Source organism: Pseudomonas sp. UV AK001, assembly GCF_046097675.1.
In the GTDB taxonomy this organism is placed as follows: domain Bacteria; phylum Pseudomonadota; class Gammaproteobacteria; order Pseudomonadales; family Pseudomonadaceae; genus Aquipseudomonas; species Aquipseudomonas kribbensis.
This window is the reverse complement of sequence record NZ_JBJUVZ010000002.1, coordinates 501,812-519,244: the sequence shown is the minus strand read 5'-3', so window position 1 is coordinate 519,244 and position 17,433 is coordinate 501,812. Positions and strand designations below refer to the sequence as shown.

General features: G+C 61.8%; 10 protein-coding genes. 1 reads left to right on the top strand and 9 read right to left on the bottom strand.

The features are described from left to right. Positions 1-4: 4 nt before the first annotated feature. The gene (gene gbcB / locus ACKLNA_RS10420; RefSeq protein ID WP_119427598.1) at positions 5-1,105 is read right to left on the bottom strand and encodes a glycine-betaine demethylase subunit GbcB; all 1,101 of its coding nucleotides are present in this window, start codon (positions 1,103-1,105) and stop codon (positions 5-7) included. A 281-nt stretch (positions 1,106-1,386) separates the two neighbouring features. On the opposite strand from gbcB, the gene gbcA reads away from it, so the two are divergent. Beyond that, positions 1,387-2,679, top strand: coding sequence for a glycine-betaine demethylase subunit GbcA (gene gbcA, locus ACKLNA_RS10415; protein WP_408985799.1), 1,293 nt, complete (start codon positions 1,387-1,389; stop codon positions 2,677-2,679). Positions 2,680-2,728: 49 nt separating this feature from the next. Here the strand turns inward: gbcA and ACKLNA_RS10410 are convergent, their stop codons facing one another. The 8 genes from ACKLNA_RS10410 to ACKLNA_RS10375 form a co-directional block, all read right to left on the bottom strand. Then, the gene (locus tag ACKLNA_RS10410) at positions 2,729-3,973 is read right to left on the bottom strand and encodes a metallophosphoesterase family protein (RefSeq protein WP_408985798.1); all 1,245 of its coding nucleotides are present in this window, start codon (positions 3,971-3,973) and stop codon (positions 2,729-2,731) included. 25 nt (positions 3,974-3,998) lie between these two features. Further along, positions 3,999-5,867 (bottom strand): hypothetical protein, encoded by a 1,869-nt coding sequence (locus tag ACKLNA_RS10405; protein WP_408985797.1) that lies wholly within the window; start codon positions 5,865-5,867, stop codon positions 3,999-4,001. A gap of 163 nt (positions 5,868-6,030) precedes the next feature. Beyond that, entirely contained in the window at positions 6,031-9,483 is a 3,453-nt protein-coding gene (locus ACKLNA_RS10400; RefSeq protein ID WP_408985796.1) for a GMC family oxidoreductase N-terminal domain-containing protein, read from the bottom strand. 1,206 nt (positions 9,484-10,689) lie between these two features. Continuing rightward, the gene (locus ACKLNA_RS10395; protein ID WP_408985795.1) at positions 10,690-11,460 is read right to left on the bottom strand and encodes an electron transfer flavoprotein subunit beta; all 771 of its coding nucleotides are present in this window, start codon (positions 11,458-11,460) and stop codon (positions 10,690-10,692) included. 9 nt (positions 11,461-11,469) lie between these two features. Further along, on the bottom strand, positions 11,470-12,690 hold the full coding sequence (locus ACKLNA_RS10390) for an electron transfer flavoprotein subunit alpha/FixB family protein (RefSeq protein WP_408985794.1): 1,221 nt from the start codon (positions 12,688-12,690) through the stop codon (positions 11,470-11,472). Then, entirely contained in the window at positions 12,690-14,639 is a 1,950-nt protein-coding gene (dgcB, locus tag ACKLNA_RS10385) for a dimethylglycine demethylation protein DgcB (protein ID WP_408985793.1), read from the bottom strand. The genes ACKLNA_RS10390 and dgcB overlap by 1 nt, the downstream gene beginning before the upstream one ends. A 155-nt stretch (positions 14,640-14,794) precedes the next feature. After that, positions 14,795-16,855 carry a dimethylglycine demethylation protein DgcA gene (dgcA, locus tag ACKLNA_RS10380; protein ID WP_408985792.1) on the bottom strand — a complete coding sequence of 687 codons (2,061 nt, stop codon included), beginning with the start codon at positions 16,853-16,855 and terminating at the stop codon, positions 14,795-14,797. Positions 16,856-16,870: 15 nt separating this feature from the next. Next, positions 16,871-17,401, bottom strand: coding sequence for a DUF5943 domain-containing protein (locus tag ACKLNA_RS10375; RefSeq protein ID WP_007926354.1), 531 nt, complete (start codon positions 17,399-17,401; stop codon positions 16,871-16,873). Between the last annotated feature and the right edge of the window lie 32 nt (positions 17,402-17,433).

Sequence of the window (17,433 nt, the reverse complement as noted above, 5' to 3'; positions counted from 1 at the left end):
GAATTCAATATTCGATACGAACATCCCCCTTCGGCACACTGCAGCAAGAAAGAATGTACCCCTCCGCCTCGTCGTCCTCGGTAATCCCGCCGTTGTGATCCATCTCCACTTCGCCACCGAGCTTGAGCACCTTGCACGTCCCGCAGATCCCCATCCCGCAGGCTTTCGGAATCATCAGGCCGACTTTCGCAGCCGCCGCATGCACGGTCTCGCCCGGGGCCACGCGGATGCTCTTGTCCGATGAGGTGAATTCCACCAGATGCAGATCCGCCGCCGGGATTTCCGGTGCTTCGGCGGCTTGTTCAGCCTGTTCCACTGCGTCGGCGCGGGCTTCCGGTGGCGTGGCGCCGAAGGATTCCTCGTGGTAGCGCTTCATGTCGTAGCCGGCGTTTTCCAGCAGGCGCTTGACCGCCGTCATGTACGGCGTCGGGCCGCAGCAGAAGACTTCGCGCTCGAGGAAGTCCGGTACCATCAGCTCCAGCATTTTGTGGTTGAGGTAACCGCGATAGCCGGCCCACGGCTCGCCCAGCCCGTGTTTCTCGCAGATCAGGTGCAGGCTGAAGTTGTCGATCCGCGACGCCATGTGTTCCAGCTCGCGGTGGTAAATGATGTCTTTCGGCGAGCGGGCGCTGTGGATGAACGTCATGTCGACGTTGCCGTTGGTGTCGTAGAACCAGCGCGCCATGGACATGCATGGCGTAATGCCGACGCCGCCGCTGAGGTACAGCACTTTCGGGCTCGGAAAGTCGATGGCGTTGAACAGCCCGACCGGGCCGTGCACCGCCAGCTCCTGGCCTTCGTGCAGCGTGTCGTGCAGCCAGTTGGACACCTTGCCCCCCGGCACGCGTTTGATGGTCACCGAAAAGCTGTACGGCACCGACGGCGAGCTGGAGATGGTGTACGAACGCATGATCGGCTGGCCTTCGATCTCCAGCTCCAGGGTCACGAACTGCCCGGGCTTGAAGAAGAACAGGATCGGCTGGTCGGCCATGAAACAGAAGGTGCGCACGTCCCAGGTTTCCTGGATGACTTTGACGCAACGGACGATGTGTCGGCCATTGGCCCAGGTCTGGGTGGTGACCGGATTCAGGAAGCTGTTCGACATGCTGTTCTCCACGGCCGACTGTCGGCCTTCATGTGGCGATTCTGCGTATAGCGCGATCGGCCCGTTTACCTATCCGCGACATTCACATACTTATCGCGACCAGCCCCCAACCACCGGGGGTTGCGCGTCGGGAACAGATTGCACCATGTCGCCCATGGATAAGGTTCCGGGCAGCGCCGGCCCCACACTCGCCCCCAACACAAACAGATTCTTTACACCTTGCGCTGCAACCCTGATCAGCCACTTTCGCGGCCACGCAGATGGCCTTGAGGAATTCATCGATGGACACCGCAAAACTCAGCCTGGGCGACACGCTGGAACCCGCACGCAAGGCCACCGCACAAATGCTGCAGGAACGCGAGCGCACCTATTCGCTGCCGCAACCGTTCTACAGTGACGAGCGCCTGTTCGATATCGACATGCAGGAGATCTTCCAGAAAGAGTGGTTGATCGCCGGCATGACCTGCGAGATCCCGGCCAAGGGCAACTACATCACTCTGCAGATCGGCAAGAACCCGATCATCGTCATTCGTGGCGCCGAAGGCGTGGTGCATGCGTTCCACAACGTCTGCCGCCACCGTGGCTCGCGCCTGTGCACCAGCGACAAGGGCAAGGTCGCCAAACTGGTCTGCCACTACCACCAGTGGACGTACGAACTGGACGGTCGCCTGCTGTTCGCCGGCACTGAAATGGGCGCTGATTTCGACATGAAGCAGTACGGCCTCAAACCGGTGAACGTGAAGACCGCCGGCGGCTATATCTTCATCAGCCTGGCGGAGAACCCGCCGGCCATCGATGACTTCCTGTCGACCCTGAACCACTACATGGAACCCTACGACATGGAGAACACCAAGGTGGCGATCACCACCACCTTGATGGAAAAGGCCAACTGGAAACTGGTGCTGGAAAACAACCGCGAGTGCTACCACTGCAACGGTTCGCACCCCGAGTTGCTGAAAACCCTGCTGGAGTGGGACGACGTCACCGACCCGCGCGCCGACCAGGCGTTCAAGGATCATGTCGCCGCCTCTGCTGCCGCGTGGGAAGCCGAAAAGATCCCTTACGCCCACGCCAGTTTCGGCCTGCGCAACCGCATCGTGCGCATGCCGCTGCTCAAGGGCACCGTGTCGATGACCATGGACGGCAAACAGGGCTGCGCCAAACTGATGGGCCGGATCAAGAACCCGGACCTGGGCTCGATGCGCATCCTGCACCTGCCCCACTCGTGGAACCACTGCATGGGCGATCACATCATCGTGTTCACCGTGTGGCCGATCAGCGCCCAGGAAACCATGGTCACCACCAAATGGATCGTGCACAAGGATGCCGTGGAAGGCGTGGATTACGACGTCGAGCGCATGCGCAAAGTGTGGGACGCGACCAACGACCAGGACCGCCGCCTGGCCGAAGAGAACCAGCGCGGGATCAACTCCACCGCGTACCAGCCGGGGCCGTACTCCAAGACTTATGAGTTCGGCGTGGTCAACTTCGTCGACTGGTACAGCGAGCGGATGCTGAGCAACCTGGGGGCCGAGCCTGCGCCGTACCTCAAGGGTGTTCCGGTTCAGGGCTGATTCGCGTCATTGATCGTTCCCGCGTCCTGAGCGGGAACGATCAAACGGATCACTTCGATGACCACCTCACACTGCCATCCTCACCAATAAACTCCTCGAAAATCTCCTCCCCCACCAACCTGATCTTCGCGTAGCCATTCAACACCCGCAGCGGATAGTCCGGATCCTTCGCATCCTGGGTCTCGGAAAACAGTATCCGCGAATGCCCGTTCAGCTCGCTGGTGGTGCCATAGGGAATCGCCCCGTGCCCGGCGCAGCGCGCATGCAGTCCGCCCTGGGTGGCGTAGACGATGCCGTTGTGCAGATGCCCCCAATACCAGTAATCCGGCTCCCGCCCCAGTGCATCGCACACCGGTTGATACAGCGCGGTCTTGTTGTGCCCGGTGATATCGAAACCCTGATGGTGACTGAGCACCATGAGCTTCTTGCGTTTGGGCAGCGCCTTCATCCAGGCGATCTGCGGCTCGTTCAGCGTGCCGTCCATGTACAGGTTCAACACGTCCGAGGCATAGGCCGTATCCAGCCCGACAATCAGCCAGTCGTCGTTGATCAAGGCAAAGTAGCTGGTGCCCTGCTGCCCCGGAAAACGCGCGGCCAGTTCCTTGAAATAGCCGTGGGCGCCGCTGTACATCTCGTGGTTGGAATTGAGGGTAAACGAACCGTGGGTGCCCATCGGCCAGCCGGACATGTCGGTGTCTTCCTGGGAGTGAGTGCCCGCGTAATAGACATCCCCCAGGTGAATGGTGAAGTCGGCATTGGCCAGTTGCATCTGGTTGGCCACCGACACTGCCGGCGCATGGCTGTTGAACGGTCCGGTGCCCCAGTCGCCGGCAATCGCCAGCGTGACTTCGCGCTCCATGGTCACCAGCGCCGGGTCGGTGCCGAAGGTCGCGTGATGGCGCAGGTTTTCGATCCACTTGAGCAGCGCCTCGCTCCACAGCAGATCCAGCAGTTCCCACTTGCGGCAGCCGAGCAGCGTGCCGTCCTTGAGCACTTTGGTTTGCAGTTGATCAGGGGACTGCGGCAACGGCGTTGCATTGCCGATGCGCAGGATCGACAACCCGTGGGACAACTCCCAGGGCACGGCCGGCTCATCATCCGGCAACTCGCCGTTTTTCAGCACGTACTGCGCCTGATCGTGACCACGCTGGAGCAGCTTGATGATGGCCTGGAACTCTTCGGGTTCCAGTTCGCTGATGAGCTTCATCCAGGCCATTTCCACCCGCGTGACCAGACCGTGCAGACGCACTTTGACCTTGTCGTATTCGTGCTTCAGGTTACCGACCGCTGACATGGCGTAATCCTCTATCCGTAAGGGTTCACAGGGTTTTCATGAATTCGATCAGCGCGCGTTTGTCGTCGTCCGACAGCGTCGTGCCGTACAGGTGGCCGGTGTTGTGATTGCCCTCCAGGCGCGTGTCGTACTTGAAGTCCGCCGAGGCTTTCGCCTGCGCGCCGCTGGTCACGAAGCCGACGTTGACCGGGTCGTACACATCGGAGCCGGTGATGAACACCTGCGGACGTTTTTCCGGTGGTTGCAGCAAGTCCCACAGGGTCGGCACCGAGCCGTTGTGCAGATACGGGGCCCGCAGCCAGATGCCGTCGGTGGGCGTGTTGCTGTAGCTCTGGGTCTTGCGGTAGGCGCCGAAATCGAACGGCGGTTTCTTGAAGGTGTGGAACGCCGCCACCAGCCCGGTGGTGAACGAGTCGAGGCGATGCGGATCGGTGCCGAGCTGGTCGATGTTGGTGGTGACCTGCCCGGTGTCGGCGCGCCCGAAGTCGTGGCAACCGGCGCAATTGGCTTCCCAGATAGGTTTGCCCTGGGCGACTTTGGCCTGATCCAGCGCCCAAGGCCACGCGGGTGCCTTGTGCCCGAGCAGCCAGTTGGTCACGCGGTTGAAACTCGGCGGCAGCACCGATTCCGGCGTTGCACCCACGGCCATCGCGGCGGCGTAATTGCGCTCGTGGATCTTGTTGTTATTGCCGTCCCAGTGCAGGTACATCGATTCCCGGGGTTTCTGGTTCCACACTTGCGGCAGGTCGACGGTGCCGATGGTCGAGTCATCCGGGAAGCCGAACACCACCATTTTCGTCGGGTTGAAGGTGTCGGTACGCCCCGGCCCCTGCGGCGGACGCAGCTTTTGCCAGGCGTAGGCCTGCTTCTGTTTGAGCAGCGCGGTCTTGGCCATCGGGATGATCAGGTAACGGTTGTAGAGCCGCTCGAAGAAGCCGAGCTGGAACTTGCTGTTGATCGCCGCCATCACCGCGTCGGTGGTGAATTTCGGGTCGCTGGCGCAATCGTAGGCGAACCACTGGAAGGCTTGCAGTTGCAGGGTGTTGGCCGGTGCGCTCGGCACATTGACCGCAACGTCGCTGGCATTCGCCCGGTAGGAACCGGTGTGACACAAAGCGCAGTTCGGCTCGACAGTCGGGTAACCGATCTGCCGCTTGGCCATGCCGATGGGCAGATCCTTGCCGTTCTCGAACAGGAATCCGAAAACCTCCCAGCCGCCGGGCTTCGGCATCTTCTCGGGGCATATCTGCGGCAGCACGGAGAACAGGTAATACGGGATCCGCGCTTCGATGCCGAGGCCAATGGCGGCGTATTTGTAGTGATCTTCGTCGGAGGCATATTCCTGCTCCGGTACCACACGCAGCATCTGATACCAGGTCTGGTAGCCGATGAACGCCAGCAGCGCGACCACCACCAGCGTACCGACCTTGAACCCGTGACCCTGCCAATGCCGCGCCCACGCCGCCCGCCATTCGCGCCAGCCGTCACAGAGGAGCGCCAGCGGACGGTTTTCCGGGGTGGTGCCGAGGTACAGCAGGATGCCGAGGATCAGGAAAAAGCTCAGGTCGCCCATCAGCATCGGCACGAACACCGAGCCCTGGCTGCTGGTGTTGATCAGGTAGATCCAGAACGCCACGGCGATCAGCCGCGTCAGCACGCACAGCCAGGAATGCACCACGTAGCGCGGCGCGTTGAAGCCCGACGGCATGTAGAACACGCTGATGCCCACCAGCAGCATCCCGGCGTTTTCCAGCCACGGGTCGGAGAGTTGCGGCGGCAGGCCGACCACCGATGTCAGCAACCCCGGCGCGAACAGCGCCGGGATCGCGAACACCATGTTCATCGCAATGCCGAGCCAGATGAAGCGTTGAAACCAGCGGATGTAGCTGTCCATGTCATCCATTTCCTTGTGCAACCCGAGAGATGTATTGCCTGACCTGTCGCCATCGCGAGCAAGCTCGCTCCCACAGAGAGCGCAGCCATGCTCAGAATTTGTGCTCGACACAGTCCCCTGTGGGAGCGAGCTTGCTCGCGATGGCAGTCGACTCGGTCCGAAATCAACCGAGGGCCGTTTTCTCCAGATGTTCAAGGATGATCGGATACACATCGACCACCGCGTTTTTGCCGAACATGCAATCGATGTGGCCATAGCCCGGCACCACATGCCGGCTGTAGCGCTCCGGCCCGTGTTTATCGCAGACCCGCTGGTAGGTCTTGAGTGTGCTCTCCGGCAGGTAGCACTGGTTTTCCGCGCCGCTGATGAAACAGATCGGCATGGTCAGCCGGTCGAAGTGCGGCATGTAGACATCGTTGCCCTTGAAGTCCACCAAGTGCCCTTTGCGTACGATCAGCGCGAGGTGTTCGAAGGTCTCGATGTTCGACTCGCCGAACAGTTCGTGCAGGTTGTCGTGCAGCGTCTCGTTGAGGGTGTCGTGGCGGTACAGCGAGGCGTACATGAAGGTGATGCGGTGGCACACCGGGTTGGTGCAATAGCCCTGGGCTTCGATCCGCGCGTAGCCGTTGAGGGCTTTGTCGTAGAGGCGGTTGAACCAGTTCTCCTTGCTGTCGGCGTAGGCGGTCATGGATTTGATGCCGATGGCGTCGAGCATCCCCGGCAAGTGCAGACCAGCCTTCAGCCCCGTCGCCGTCGCAACCACCGTGTCCGCGGCAATCTGCGAGCAGACCACCGAACGCACGCCCTGCAAACCGGCGAGCAACGACATGAAGAACGTGGTCGCGCCGTAGCAATGCACCACGCACTGCACGTCCTTCGCGCCGGTGTTTTGCTGGATCTGCCCGATGGCAGCCTTGAAGTCGTACTGGGCGATCTGGTCGCCATTCCATTCCTTCTTGCTCGCCGGCAGCAGGATGCTCACGCGGAAATCCAGCAGCCACACGTCGTAGTCGTGCTTGCACAAAAATTCGAGCAGGTTGGTCTGGATGGTGTCGGTGGAGAAAATATTCGAGCCCACACCCAACCCGTGCACCAGCATCACCGGGCCTTTGCTGCCGGCCTGATAGCGGCTCAGGCGCAATTCCACGCCATCCTCGGTGGGGAAGAAATGCACCTCCGGCGTCGGCGCATCCAGCGGCCGTTTCAAGCGTGGCGGTGCGTCGGGGTTGAAGTATTTGTCACCGGCAAACACCCCGCCGTAACTCTCCCAGAGAATCCCGGCGAAGAACTTGCCGAACCGCGCCAGCCCTTCGATGCGCTCACGCTCGTTGCGCGCATTGAGGACTTTCATGGTGGTCATCTGCTTGGCGAAATCCGCCGGTTTGATGTGCATCACACCCGAGCCGATCACCTCGCCGGATTTGTCCGGGCCGCGATACAGCGTGACGTAGAGGGTGCTGGTGTCATGCCAGATGTTCAGCACGCCGTTGTCTTCCGGCACGGTTTTGAAGGCGCTGAAGAAATAGTCGTTGCCGTCCTCGGCGGTCAGTTTCATGTCGTATTTCATGTGGCGTGTGTCGACCTGCTGCTCGAATTGCTCGAACAGGTTGAACACACCATTGCTGGCAGTCAGCGGCTGCGGCGACAGCGCCGGGGCGATCACCGTGCCGACGATGGTCGCGGCGTGCTCCGGCTCCTTGATCATCCGGTTGAGGTCGTTGGCGGTGATGGTCAGGGTGAAGTCGATCGGCGAGTTGTCCGCTTCGCCGCGTTTGGCCGCCGCTTCGTAAACCTTCAGATCCGTACTCTGCGCAGCGGTAAAGGCCCGGGAGAAGTAGCCCTTCATGGTCTCGGTGAATTGCACGCCGAGGGTCGGTGGCACCGGTTGTTTGCGCGGTGCCGAGGGCAACGTGTAATCGATTTTCCAGCCCCGGTCGGCGGCCAGCAGGCCCATGTTGCGCTCGCTGACGGCGGAGATGGTCAGCAGCGGGTTGACCGCCAGTGAGGTCGGAATCACCGCGCCGTCGGTCACGTAAAGGTTGGCGTAGACATCGCTGCCGCTCGCGCCGCTGAACACCTGGCCCTTGTGGTTGACCACGCCTTGCGCGGCGTCTTCACCCATCACGCAACCGCCCAGCGGATGCACCGAGACGATGCTGTGCCTGAGCAATTTGGTCCAGATCGGGTTCTCGACCCAGATCCCGCCCAATGCCTTGGTGCTCTGGTGCAGGCGTTCGTTACCGATCTTGAAGTTTTCCTGCTCGCCGACGCCCGGCCAGTCGATGCGCAGTTGATCCTTGCTGTCGAGGACCATGCGTCCCTGGCCGCTGTCGTGGCTCATGATCAGGTAGGTCTGCATATTGTGCAGGGCGCCGTAGTAAGGGCCGCGCAGGAAGCTTTCGGCTTCGCGCTCCTTGGACTTCACCTTGCCGCTGAAGCTGTCATCGGTGGGCACCCCGATCATCTCGGCGAACCCGGCCATCGCCGGCACCATCGGCCGCCCGAGGGCGCCGGGAATCGAGCCCTCCTCGATGACCATGCGACTGCTGCGATCACCCTCGTTGCGCATGTCGATGATCGACGTGATGCACGGGCCGACCGGTTTCATCTCCTTGGCCGAGTGCGTGCCGAAACCGATGCCGTTGATGGTCTGCTCGCAGTTGTGGCCAAAGCCGAGGATGTCGCCGTTGCCGCTCATGTTCTCGCCGAGCTGGCCGGACATCGCCAGGCCCTTGTCCCGCGAGCGCAGCAGAATCTCTGTGGAGCCGAGGGTGCCGGCAGACACCACGACGATGTCGGCTTTCACGAACAGCGTCGGCGCGTCGAACTTCTCGCGGCCGCTGTCCAGGTACTGAAAGTGCACGATCCAGCCATTGCCATCGCGCTCCAGATGTCGCACCTGGGCCTGGCAGAAAATCTCCGCGCCGTGATTGGTGGCGTCCGGCAGATAGTTCATCAGCGTGGTGTTCTTGGCCTTGTTGTTACAGCCCGACACGCAGTCGCCGCAGTGGTTGCACGGCAGTTGCTCGACGCCGACGTGGTTGAGGTTGTTGGGCAGTTTGTCGAAGGTCACGTTGATCGGCGGCTTGTAGAAGTTCACGCCTTGCTTGAGGAAGTCCGCGGACTTTTTGTTGGCATCGAGCTTGGGCAGGTTCGGTGCGTTGTCCGGATAAGCGTTGGGTTTGAGCATCTCCCGGGTCTTTCTGTAGCCCTCCTTGAGCAAGCCATCCTGGTCCTCACGCACCGCCAACGGCCAGCGTGGATCCTTGAACACATCGGCTGTCGGTTCCAGCGAAACGTTGGCATTGATCAACGACGTGCCACCGAGGCCACAGCCGACCACCACGTTCTGCTGCGCGTTGACGTGCAGATCGAACAACCCGGTGCGCGAGCCGATGTGGCCGTCCGGGTCGTGCACCTGCAACTCTTCGGTCGCGGCGATCATGGTGTTGGGGTATTCGCCGGGCTGGATTTCCCGACCGCGCTCCAGCAGGCACACCTTTTTACCGGCCCGGGACAGGCGCGAAGCGGCAATGCCGCCGCCGTACCCGGAGCCGATGACGATCACGTCGTAGTGTTCCTTGATGTCGCTGATGGGCGTTGCGATCCGTGTCATGAGGTGGTTCCTCTCTCAGGCAGATGGGGCAACTCTGCGGTTGCCTGCAATCAATGGGCGAACGGGCACCTGGCCCCCGGGCAGGCCCGGCGGCAGTACAACGGCGTGGCAGGATTCAGGCGCTACAGACGGGCATGCTGATTGGCGGCACGGCGCAAGGTGCGCGTGCGCGGCTTCGGGGCTGACAGCAAGCGGGGATTGAGGGGTGAGCGATGTGGCTGGGTATCCATCACGCGTTCTCCCTGAACCAGATGTGGATAAGTGACGGCGGTCCTTGTGCCATTGGAGTGAAGACAGCGGCCGGTTTGAAGTCAAGGCACGCTCTTAGAACTGTATGAAATCTGATCAATTGCCATTTGGACTATAGCCGGCGGGCCTTGCAGGGTTTGGCGAACAAGTTATCCACACAGCCACCCACAGCAAATGGGGACAACTGTGGATGACGCGGAAAAATAAACGGGCTTTTGTGAAGAAAAACCGTGACTTATCCAGAAGCACGGTTTTCGCTGATGATTGTCTGTTTTTTGATCAAAGCCTTGAAGAGCACGGAATACATGACCTGCAGAGGATGGCGAACACCTTATCCACAGAAGCGCCAACAGAGTTCGGGGGTAACTTGGCGGGTGCTGTGGAAAAGCGCTGGAGGGCTTGATAAATCGCGGTTTGCGTGGGGTCTGGTGGGTTAAAACGCTGAACTGATCGTTTTTTGACCAATCCTGCGCGAGCCACGTTTTATATGGCTCTCAGCGGATAGCAAACATCTTATCCACAGAAGGGCCAACAGAGATTGGGGGCAACTTGAGGAGTTATCCTTGGGAAAAAGCCCGAAAAAACCGCGAGTTAGGCTGATCGTTTTTTGACCTGAGGGCTGGAGGGCTTGATTTGCGTGGGCTTCAGAGAGGGGCGAACACGTTATCCACAGATCAGCCAACAGGGATTGTGGGTAATTAACAAATTGGGAATGGCCAACGATCGCTACCCTCACCCCAGCCCTCTCCCGGGGGGAGAGGGAGCCGACCGAGTTGCCCTCCTGAACTACTTCGACCTGAACGATCATCGCAACCTCAGGTTCGATAAAACCAAGGCGAGATACTATTTAATGCTTGGCGAACCAAGGCCACCGCTGAAGTCGCAGGTCGATGTAAATAGCCAGTTCAACTCGGTCAGTCCCCTCTCCCTCCGGGAGAGGGCTAGGGTGAGGGGCTTCTAGCGGACAACACCTTCTTCGATCAGCAGCTTGAGAATGGCTTCAGCACCAGCCTGCGCCGTCACACCTTTAAGCACCTGCCCCCCACCCCCACTGGCCTTGGCCGTCGCCGCCTTCATCCGGTCCGCCCCGCTCTTGGCCTTGATCACCTTCAAGCGTTTCGGCCGGGGCTTGGCCGGTTGCAGGGTCGCTACCGCAAGCAATTCGTCATCCACCACTTCCACATCTTTTGCCTGAAGAACGCCACGCCGCGCCGGGCCGTAAGCACTTTGCCGAGGCTTGGGCGCGGCGTTATCCACAGTCGCGAGAAACGGCAGGCGCACCTTCAGCCGGCGCCGCTGGCCACGGGGCAACGCTTGCAGCACCAGCGCCGAGCCATCGTTGATCGATTCGACCTGCGCCAGCCCCACCACCAGCGGCCAGCCCAGCCCTTCGGCCAGCAGGAACGGCAGCATCCCCGAACCCTCACCGGTTTCCGCCTGACTGCCGGTCAACACCACCTGAGCCCCGGCATCCCGCAAATAGTCGGTCAACGCCGGCAACGCATCCGCACCGGCCGGTTGTTCCAGCACATGCATCTGTTCCAGGCCCATACCCAGATAGGCGCGCAACGCAGGTTCTGCAATGTCGCCGGCGTGCAGCACTTGCAGGTTATCCCCAGCCAGTTGCAAGCCGAGTTCCACCGCGCGTGCATCCTGTTCGGCACGACGCGGGCGGCCCGAGGTCGGGTGGGCGCCGATTGAAACCAGACTGATGATCTTTGTGCTCATAACCGTTCCTTAAGCCGCATCGCGCTTGGCTTCGTTGCGGTAGGCCTCTACCGCCGCGATCAAGGCCTGAAGAATTTCCGCGCTTTCGCCGATCACCGACAGGTCGGCACGCTTGATCATGTCACAGCCCGGATCGAGGTTGATCGCCACCACCTTGTCGCAGGCGCCGATGCCCTGCAGATGCTGGATCGCCCCGGAAATCCCCACGGCCACGTATACCCGCGCGGTGACCCAGGTGCCGGATGCGCCGACCTGGCGGTCGCGGGTCATGAAGCCGTCGTCCACGGCCACCCGCGAGGCGCCTTCGGTGGCGCCGAGAGCGGCGGCGGTCCTGTGGAAAAGCTCCCAGTCCTTGACGCCGTTGCCGCCGGAGAAGATGAACTCGGCTTCGGCCATCGGAATCGCTGCCGGGTCCACTGCCACCGCGCCCAGATCCTCGATCCGCGACAGGCTGCGCGCCACGGGTGTGGATAACTCCACCGGCAGCGCTTCGTGACGGGTTTCGCTGACCGGTTCGGCGCATTCGGCCGAGGCCAGAATCAGCCGTGCGACCGGACGGGCAAGATCCTGCAACCCGGCACCGGCGCGGCCGATGCACTCCTGATCCTTGACCTGCCACACCCGTGTGGCCGGGCGTTCGCCCAGTGCAGCAGCAAAACGCCGACCGAGTTCGCCGCCACCGCTGCGGCTGTCCGGCAACAACCAGTGACGCGGGTTGAACTGGTTATCCACAGCCCGCAGGCCCTGGATGCGTTGCTCCGGTGCATAACCGCTGAATTCTTCACCTTCGAGCACCAGCAAGCGGTCAACGCCCGCCGTGGCGAAAGCGTTTTCCTTGTGCTCGCCGAACACCACCGCCAGCACCGCGCCGTCGCTGCCGGCCAGTTGATGAGCCAGTCCGAGCAGGTCGCGGTCGTGGCTGCTCAAGCGGCCGCCGACCATGTCGGGCACCACGCTGATGTAGAACGCCGGGGCCGGCACCTGATGCAGCGGCAATTGCACTTCGACCGCGGCCGAACGCTTGACCGCCCCACCCTGCTGGGCACCGCTGCGGTCGATGCGCTTGATGCCGTTCGGCCCGATGAAGCCGATGCCGTGCAGGTTCTTGCGGACGATCCCGTTGGGGCCCATCCAGCTGTGTTGCGCCGGTTGCATGGCCGCGTGCAGCGGGTGCAGGCGGTTGCGTGCGATCCATTCGGCGCGGGGGTCGCGGCGGATAATGTCGCTCATCAGTGGGCCTCCGCAGGTTCACGTTTGGCCGGGGTGGCAGGCTTGTTCGGCGCGGCGTCTTCGAGCAGCGCGTCGGCCACCAGTTCGGCGATGTCCTTGATCAATGGACGCGGTTCGACCACACCTTCGAGCATCGCCGTGCACTGTGGACAACCCACCGCCACCAGTTCGGCGCCGGTCTCGCGAATGTCTTCCATGCGCATGTCGGGGATCCGCTGCTTGCCCGGAATGTCGGTGATCGGCGCCCCGCCACCACCGCCGCAGCAGCGCGAACGGAAGCCGGAACGTTGCATCTCTTTCACCTCAATGCCGAGGGCTCGCAGCACTTCGCGCGGCGCCTCGTACTCGCCGTTGTAACGGCCGAGGTAGCACGGATCGTGATAGGTCACGCGGTTGCCCTTGTGCTGACCGAGATTCAGCGCGCCAGCCTGGATGATTTCCGCCAGATAAGTGCTGTGGTGCTGCACGAGGTAGTTGCCGTCGAACGCGCCGTACTCGTTTTTCAGCACATGGAAGCTGTGCGGATCGCAGGTGACGATGCGGTTGAAGCTGTATTTGGCCAGGGTCTGGATGTTGCGCTTGGCGAGCAACTGGAATGTCGCTTCGTCACCCAAACGTCGGGCTACGTCGCCGCTGTCGCGCTCTTCCAGCCCCAGCACCGCGAAGTCGACCTTGGCCGCTTTCAGCACTTTGACGAAGGCACGCAGGGTGCGCTGGTTGCGCATGTCGAAAGCACCATCGCCAACCCAGAACAGCACGTCGGTGGATTTCTTCTCGCTGAGCAGATTGAGGTTCAGGTCCGCCGCCCAGTTCATCCGCCCGCCCGGGGCAAAACCGCCCGGGTTGTCGGTGGCGATCAGGTTTTCCAGGACTTCGGCGCCCTTGTTCGGGGTCGCGCCTTTTTCCAGGGTCAGGTGACGACGCATGTCGACGATGGCATCGACGTGCTCGATCATCATCGGGCATTCCTCGACGCAGGCACGGCAGGTGGTGCACGACCACAGGGTTTCGGCATCCACCAGACCGTTGACGATCGGTTGATGCGGATTGCCTGAGTGTTCGCCCACCGCTTTGCCCGGATAAGGGCTGCCGGCGAACTGGGCATCGGTGCCGCCGGCAAGGCCGACGACCATGTCCTGAATCAGTTTTTTCGGGTTCAGCGGCTGGCCGGCGGCGAACGCCGGGCATGCCGCTTCGCACTTGCCGCACTGCACGCAGGCGTCAAAACCGAGCAATTGGTTCCAGGTGAAATCCTTGGGTTTTTCCACACCCAGCGGCGCGGTCGGATCATTCAGATCCAGCGGTTTCAAACCGGTGGAACGACCGCCACCAAAACGTTCCGCGCGACGGTGCCAAGCCAGGTGCAGGGCACCGGCGAAGGCGTGCTTCATCGGGCCGCCCCAGGTCATGCCGAAGAACAGTTCCGACACGCCCCACAACACACCGACCCCGAGAATCGCCGCCAGCACCCAGCCGCCGAAGTTCTCCGGCAGGATCCCCGCCACCGGCAAGGTCACCAGAAAGAACGACGCCGAGAATGCCAGCAGGCTTTTCGGCAGGCGCATCCACGGGCCTTTCGACAGCCGCGACGGCGGGTTGAGCCGACGCCGATAAACGAAGATCGCCCCGACGAACATCACCGCCGTCATCAGCAGCAACGCGTAGCCGAGGATGCGGTTATGCAGGCCGAAACCGTGGACCAGAATCGCCAGCACGATAGACGCCACCGCCCCGCCCGCCGTGGCGACGTGGGTGTTGGCGATGTATTTGTCCCGCGCCACCACATGGTGCAGATCGACCATGTAACGCTTGGGCATGGCGAACAGGCCGCCGATCAGATCGACCTTCGAGGCCCGGCCCCGACGCCACATGGCCACCCGCCGCAACGCCCCCAGCACCGCGAGGGCCAGGGCTGCGAACAACAGGATTGGAAGAAGGGTGTTCAACATGGTGAAGCTCCCACCAGTACAGCCTGGAGAAACACGTTCGGCGTGTTCCTGTGGGAGCGAGCTTGCTCGCGAAAGCGCCGGGTCAGTCGATGCAGCAGTGACCGACAGAATGCATTCGCGGGCAAGCCCGCTCCCACAGGGTCATGTGCAAACCTTTAGAAGTCTTTGCACAACCGCAGGGCGTCATAGATCGCAGCATGGGTATTACGCTGCGCCACGCAGTCACCGATGCGGAACAGCAGGTAACCGTCGCCGTTGCTGCTCAACGAAGGTTGCGGCTGGATCGCGAACAGCGCCTCGACATCGATCTGGCCCTTGTTGCGCGAGCCGTCCTTGAGCGCGTAGTAGATTTCTTCGTCCGGGCGCACGCCGTTCTCGACGACCACCTGATCCACCACCCGCTCCTCTTTGGCGCCGGTGTATTCGTTCTCCAGCACGGCGACGAGTTTGTCGCCTTCGCGGTAGACCTTCTCCAGCATCATGTCGCCGGTCATGATCACTTCTTTCGGGTACATGCTGCGGTAGTAAGTCGGGAACGACGTACCGCCGATGGCCACGCCCGGCTTGATGTCGTCGGTGACGATCTCGACCTGGCTGCCCTTGTCGGCAAGGAAGTCGGCCACCGACATCCCGGTGAACTCGCAAATGGTGTCGTAGACCAGCACGTTCTTGCCCGGCGCCACTTTGCCGTCGAGCACGTCCCAACTGCTGACCACCAGCCCTTCGGCGGCGCCCCAGTGTTCGTTCTGTTCCAGGTACGGATGCCCGCCAACCGCCAGCACCACGATGTCCGGACGCAGGTCCATGATGGTGTCGGCATATGCGGCAGTGCCCAGACGCAGGTCGACTTTCAGCCGCGCCAGTTCCAGCTGGAACCAGCGGGTGATGCCGGCGATCTGGTCACGCTGCGGCGCTTTCGAAGCCGTGGTGATCTGCCCGCCGATGAATTCCTTCTTCTCGAACAGGGTCACGTCGTGGCCACGTTCGGCTGCCACGCGCGCAGCTTCCATCCCCGCCGGGCCGGCACCAACGATCACCACCTTGCGTTTCGGCCCGGTGGATTTCTCGATGATGTGCGGCACGCCCATGTACTCACGGGAAGTCGCGGCGTTCTGGATGCACAGCACATCCAGCCCCTGATATTGGCGGTCGATGCAATAGTTGGCGCCGACACACTGCTTGATCTGGTCAATCTGGCCCATCTTGATCTTGGCGATCAGGTGCGGGTCGGCGATGTGGGCGCGTGTCATACCGACCATGTCGACGTAACCGCCCTCCAGAATCCGCGTGGCCTGGTTCGGGTCCTTGATGTTCTGCGCGTGCAGCACCGGAACCTTGACCACTTCCTTGATCCCGGCCGCCAGGTGCAGGAACGGCTCCGGCGGGTAACTCATGTTCGGAATCACGTTGGCCAGGGTGTTGTGGGTGTCGCAACCCGAGCCGACGACGCCGATGAAATCGAGCATGCCGGTGTCGTCGTAATACTTGGCGATCTGCTTCATGTCTTCGTGAGACAGACCGTCCGGGTGGAACTCGTCACCGCAGATGCGCATGCCGACGCAGAAGTCGTCACCGACCTCGGCACGTACGGCTTTCAGGACTTCCAGACCGAACTTCATCCGGCCCTCGAAAGTGCCACCCCATTCGTCGGTACGCTTGTTGACGCGAGGGCTCCAGAACTGGTCGATCATGTGCTGGTGCACGGCTGACAGTTCGACGCCGTCCAGACCACCGGCCTTGGCGCGGCGCGCCGCTTGCGCGTAGTTGCCGATCACCCGCCAGATTTCTTCCGGCTCGATGGTCTTGCAGGTGGCGCGGTGCACCGGTTCGCGGATGCCCGACGGCGACATCAGGGTCGGCCAGTGGAAACCGTCCCAACGGGAGCGACGGCCCATGTGGGTAATCTGGATCATGATCTTGGCGCCGTGCTTGTGCATGGCGTCGGCGAGATTCTGGAAGTGCGGGATGATCCGGTCGGTGGACAGGTTCACCGAACTCCACCACTGCTGCGGGCTGTCGATCGCCACCACGGACGAACCGCCACAGATCGCCAGGCCGATGCCGCCCTTGGCTTTCTCTTCGTAGTATTTGACGTACCGTTCGGTGGTCATGCCGCCGTCGGTCGCGTAGACCTCGGCGTGCGCGGTGCTGAGCACGCGGTTGCGGATGGTCAGTTTGCCAATTTGAATTGGCTGAAACATTGCTTCGAAAGCCATGGCGGGTTCCTCGACTTACAACGGCTTGACGGTGAACAGGCCGTCGTCGTGGCCTTCTTCGGAGCCACCGTAGACCTGCTCGGCCACGGTGCGGATCTTGCTGCCGCGAGCGGCGAGGATCTGGTCCATGGCACCGGCGAACCAGCCGGTGAACATGTAGTCGACCTTGCGTCCGACCTTGCCGTAGACGTAGACGAACGCCGAGTGTTCGAGCTTGACGCTGGCGGTGCCTTTGTCGAGGTCGATGTCCTGGATCTTGAACAGGCCCCAGCCGCGCTGCGACAGGCGCTTCATGTAGTGCTCGAACACCGCGACGCCTTCCAGGCCGTGGCACTCGGCTTCTTTTTCACACCAGTGCCAGGCGGACTTGTAGCCGGCCTTGTAGAGGATTTCGGCATAGGCGTCGGCGCCCAGCACTTCCTCGATGCCCATGTGGTTGTTGACGAAGAAATGCCGCGGCACGTACAGCATCGGCAGGGCGTCGGAGGTCCAGACACCGGTCTCGCTGTCGACTTCGATTGGCAATTGCGGGGCGATCTTGGCCATGGAAACTTAACTCCAGAAAAATTTGGGTGTTG

What these genes read in the sequence shown, in the direction of transcription:
- ACKLNA_RS10410 (WP_408985798.1), bottom strand. Translation starts at nt 3,973, where the DNA reads ATGTCAGCGGTCGGTAACCTGAAGCACGAATACGACAAGGTCAAAGTG.
- ACKLNA_RS10400 (WP_408985796.1), bottom strand. Translation starts at nt 9,483, where the DNA reads ATGACACGGATCGCAACGCCCATCAGCGACATCAAGGAACACTACGAC.
- dgcB (WP_408985793.1), bottom strand. Translation starts at nt 14,639, where the DNA reads ATGTTGAACACCCTTCTTCCAATCCTGTTGTTCGCAGCCCTGGCCCTC.
- dgcA (WP_408985792.1), bottom strand. Translation starts at nt 16,855, where the DNA reads ATGGCTTTCGAAGCAATGTTTCAGCCAATTCAAATTGGCAAACTGACC.
- ACKLNA_RS10375 (WP_007926354.1), bottom strand. Translation starts at nt 17,401, where the DNA reads ATGGCCAAGATCGCCCCGCAATTGCCAATCGAAGTCGACAGCGAGACC.
- gbcB (WP_119427598.1), bottom strand. Translation starts at nt 1,105, where the DNA reads ATGTCGAACAGCTTCCTGAATCCGGTCACCACCCAGACCTGGGCCAAT.
- ACKLNA_RS10390 (WP_408985794.1), bottom strand. Translation starts at nt 12,690, where the DNA reads ATGAGCGACATTATCCGCCGCGACCCCCGCGCCGAATGGATCGCACGC.
- gbcA (WP_408985799.1), top strand. Translation starts at nt 1,387, where the DNA reads ATGGACACCGCAAAACTCAGCCTGGGCGACACGCTGGAACCCGCACGC.
- ACKLNA_RS10405 (WP_408985797.1), bottom strand. Translation starts at nt 5,867, where the DNA reads ATGGACAGCTACATCCGCTGGTTTCAACGCTTCATCTGGCTCGGCATT.
- ACKLNA_RS10395 (WP_408985795.1), bottom strand. Translation starts at nt 11,460, where the DNA reads ATGAGCACAAAGATCATCAGTCTGGTTTCAATCGGCGCCCACCCGACC.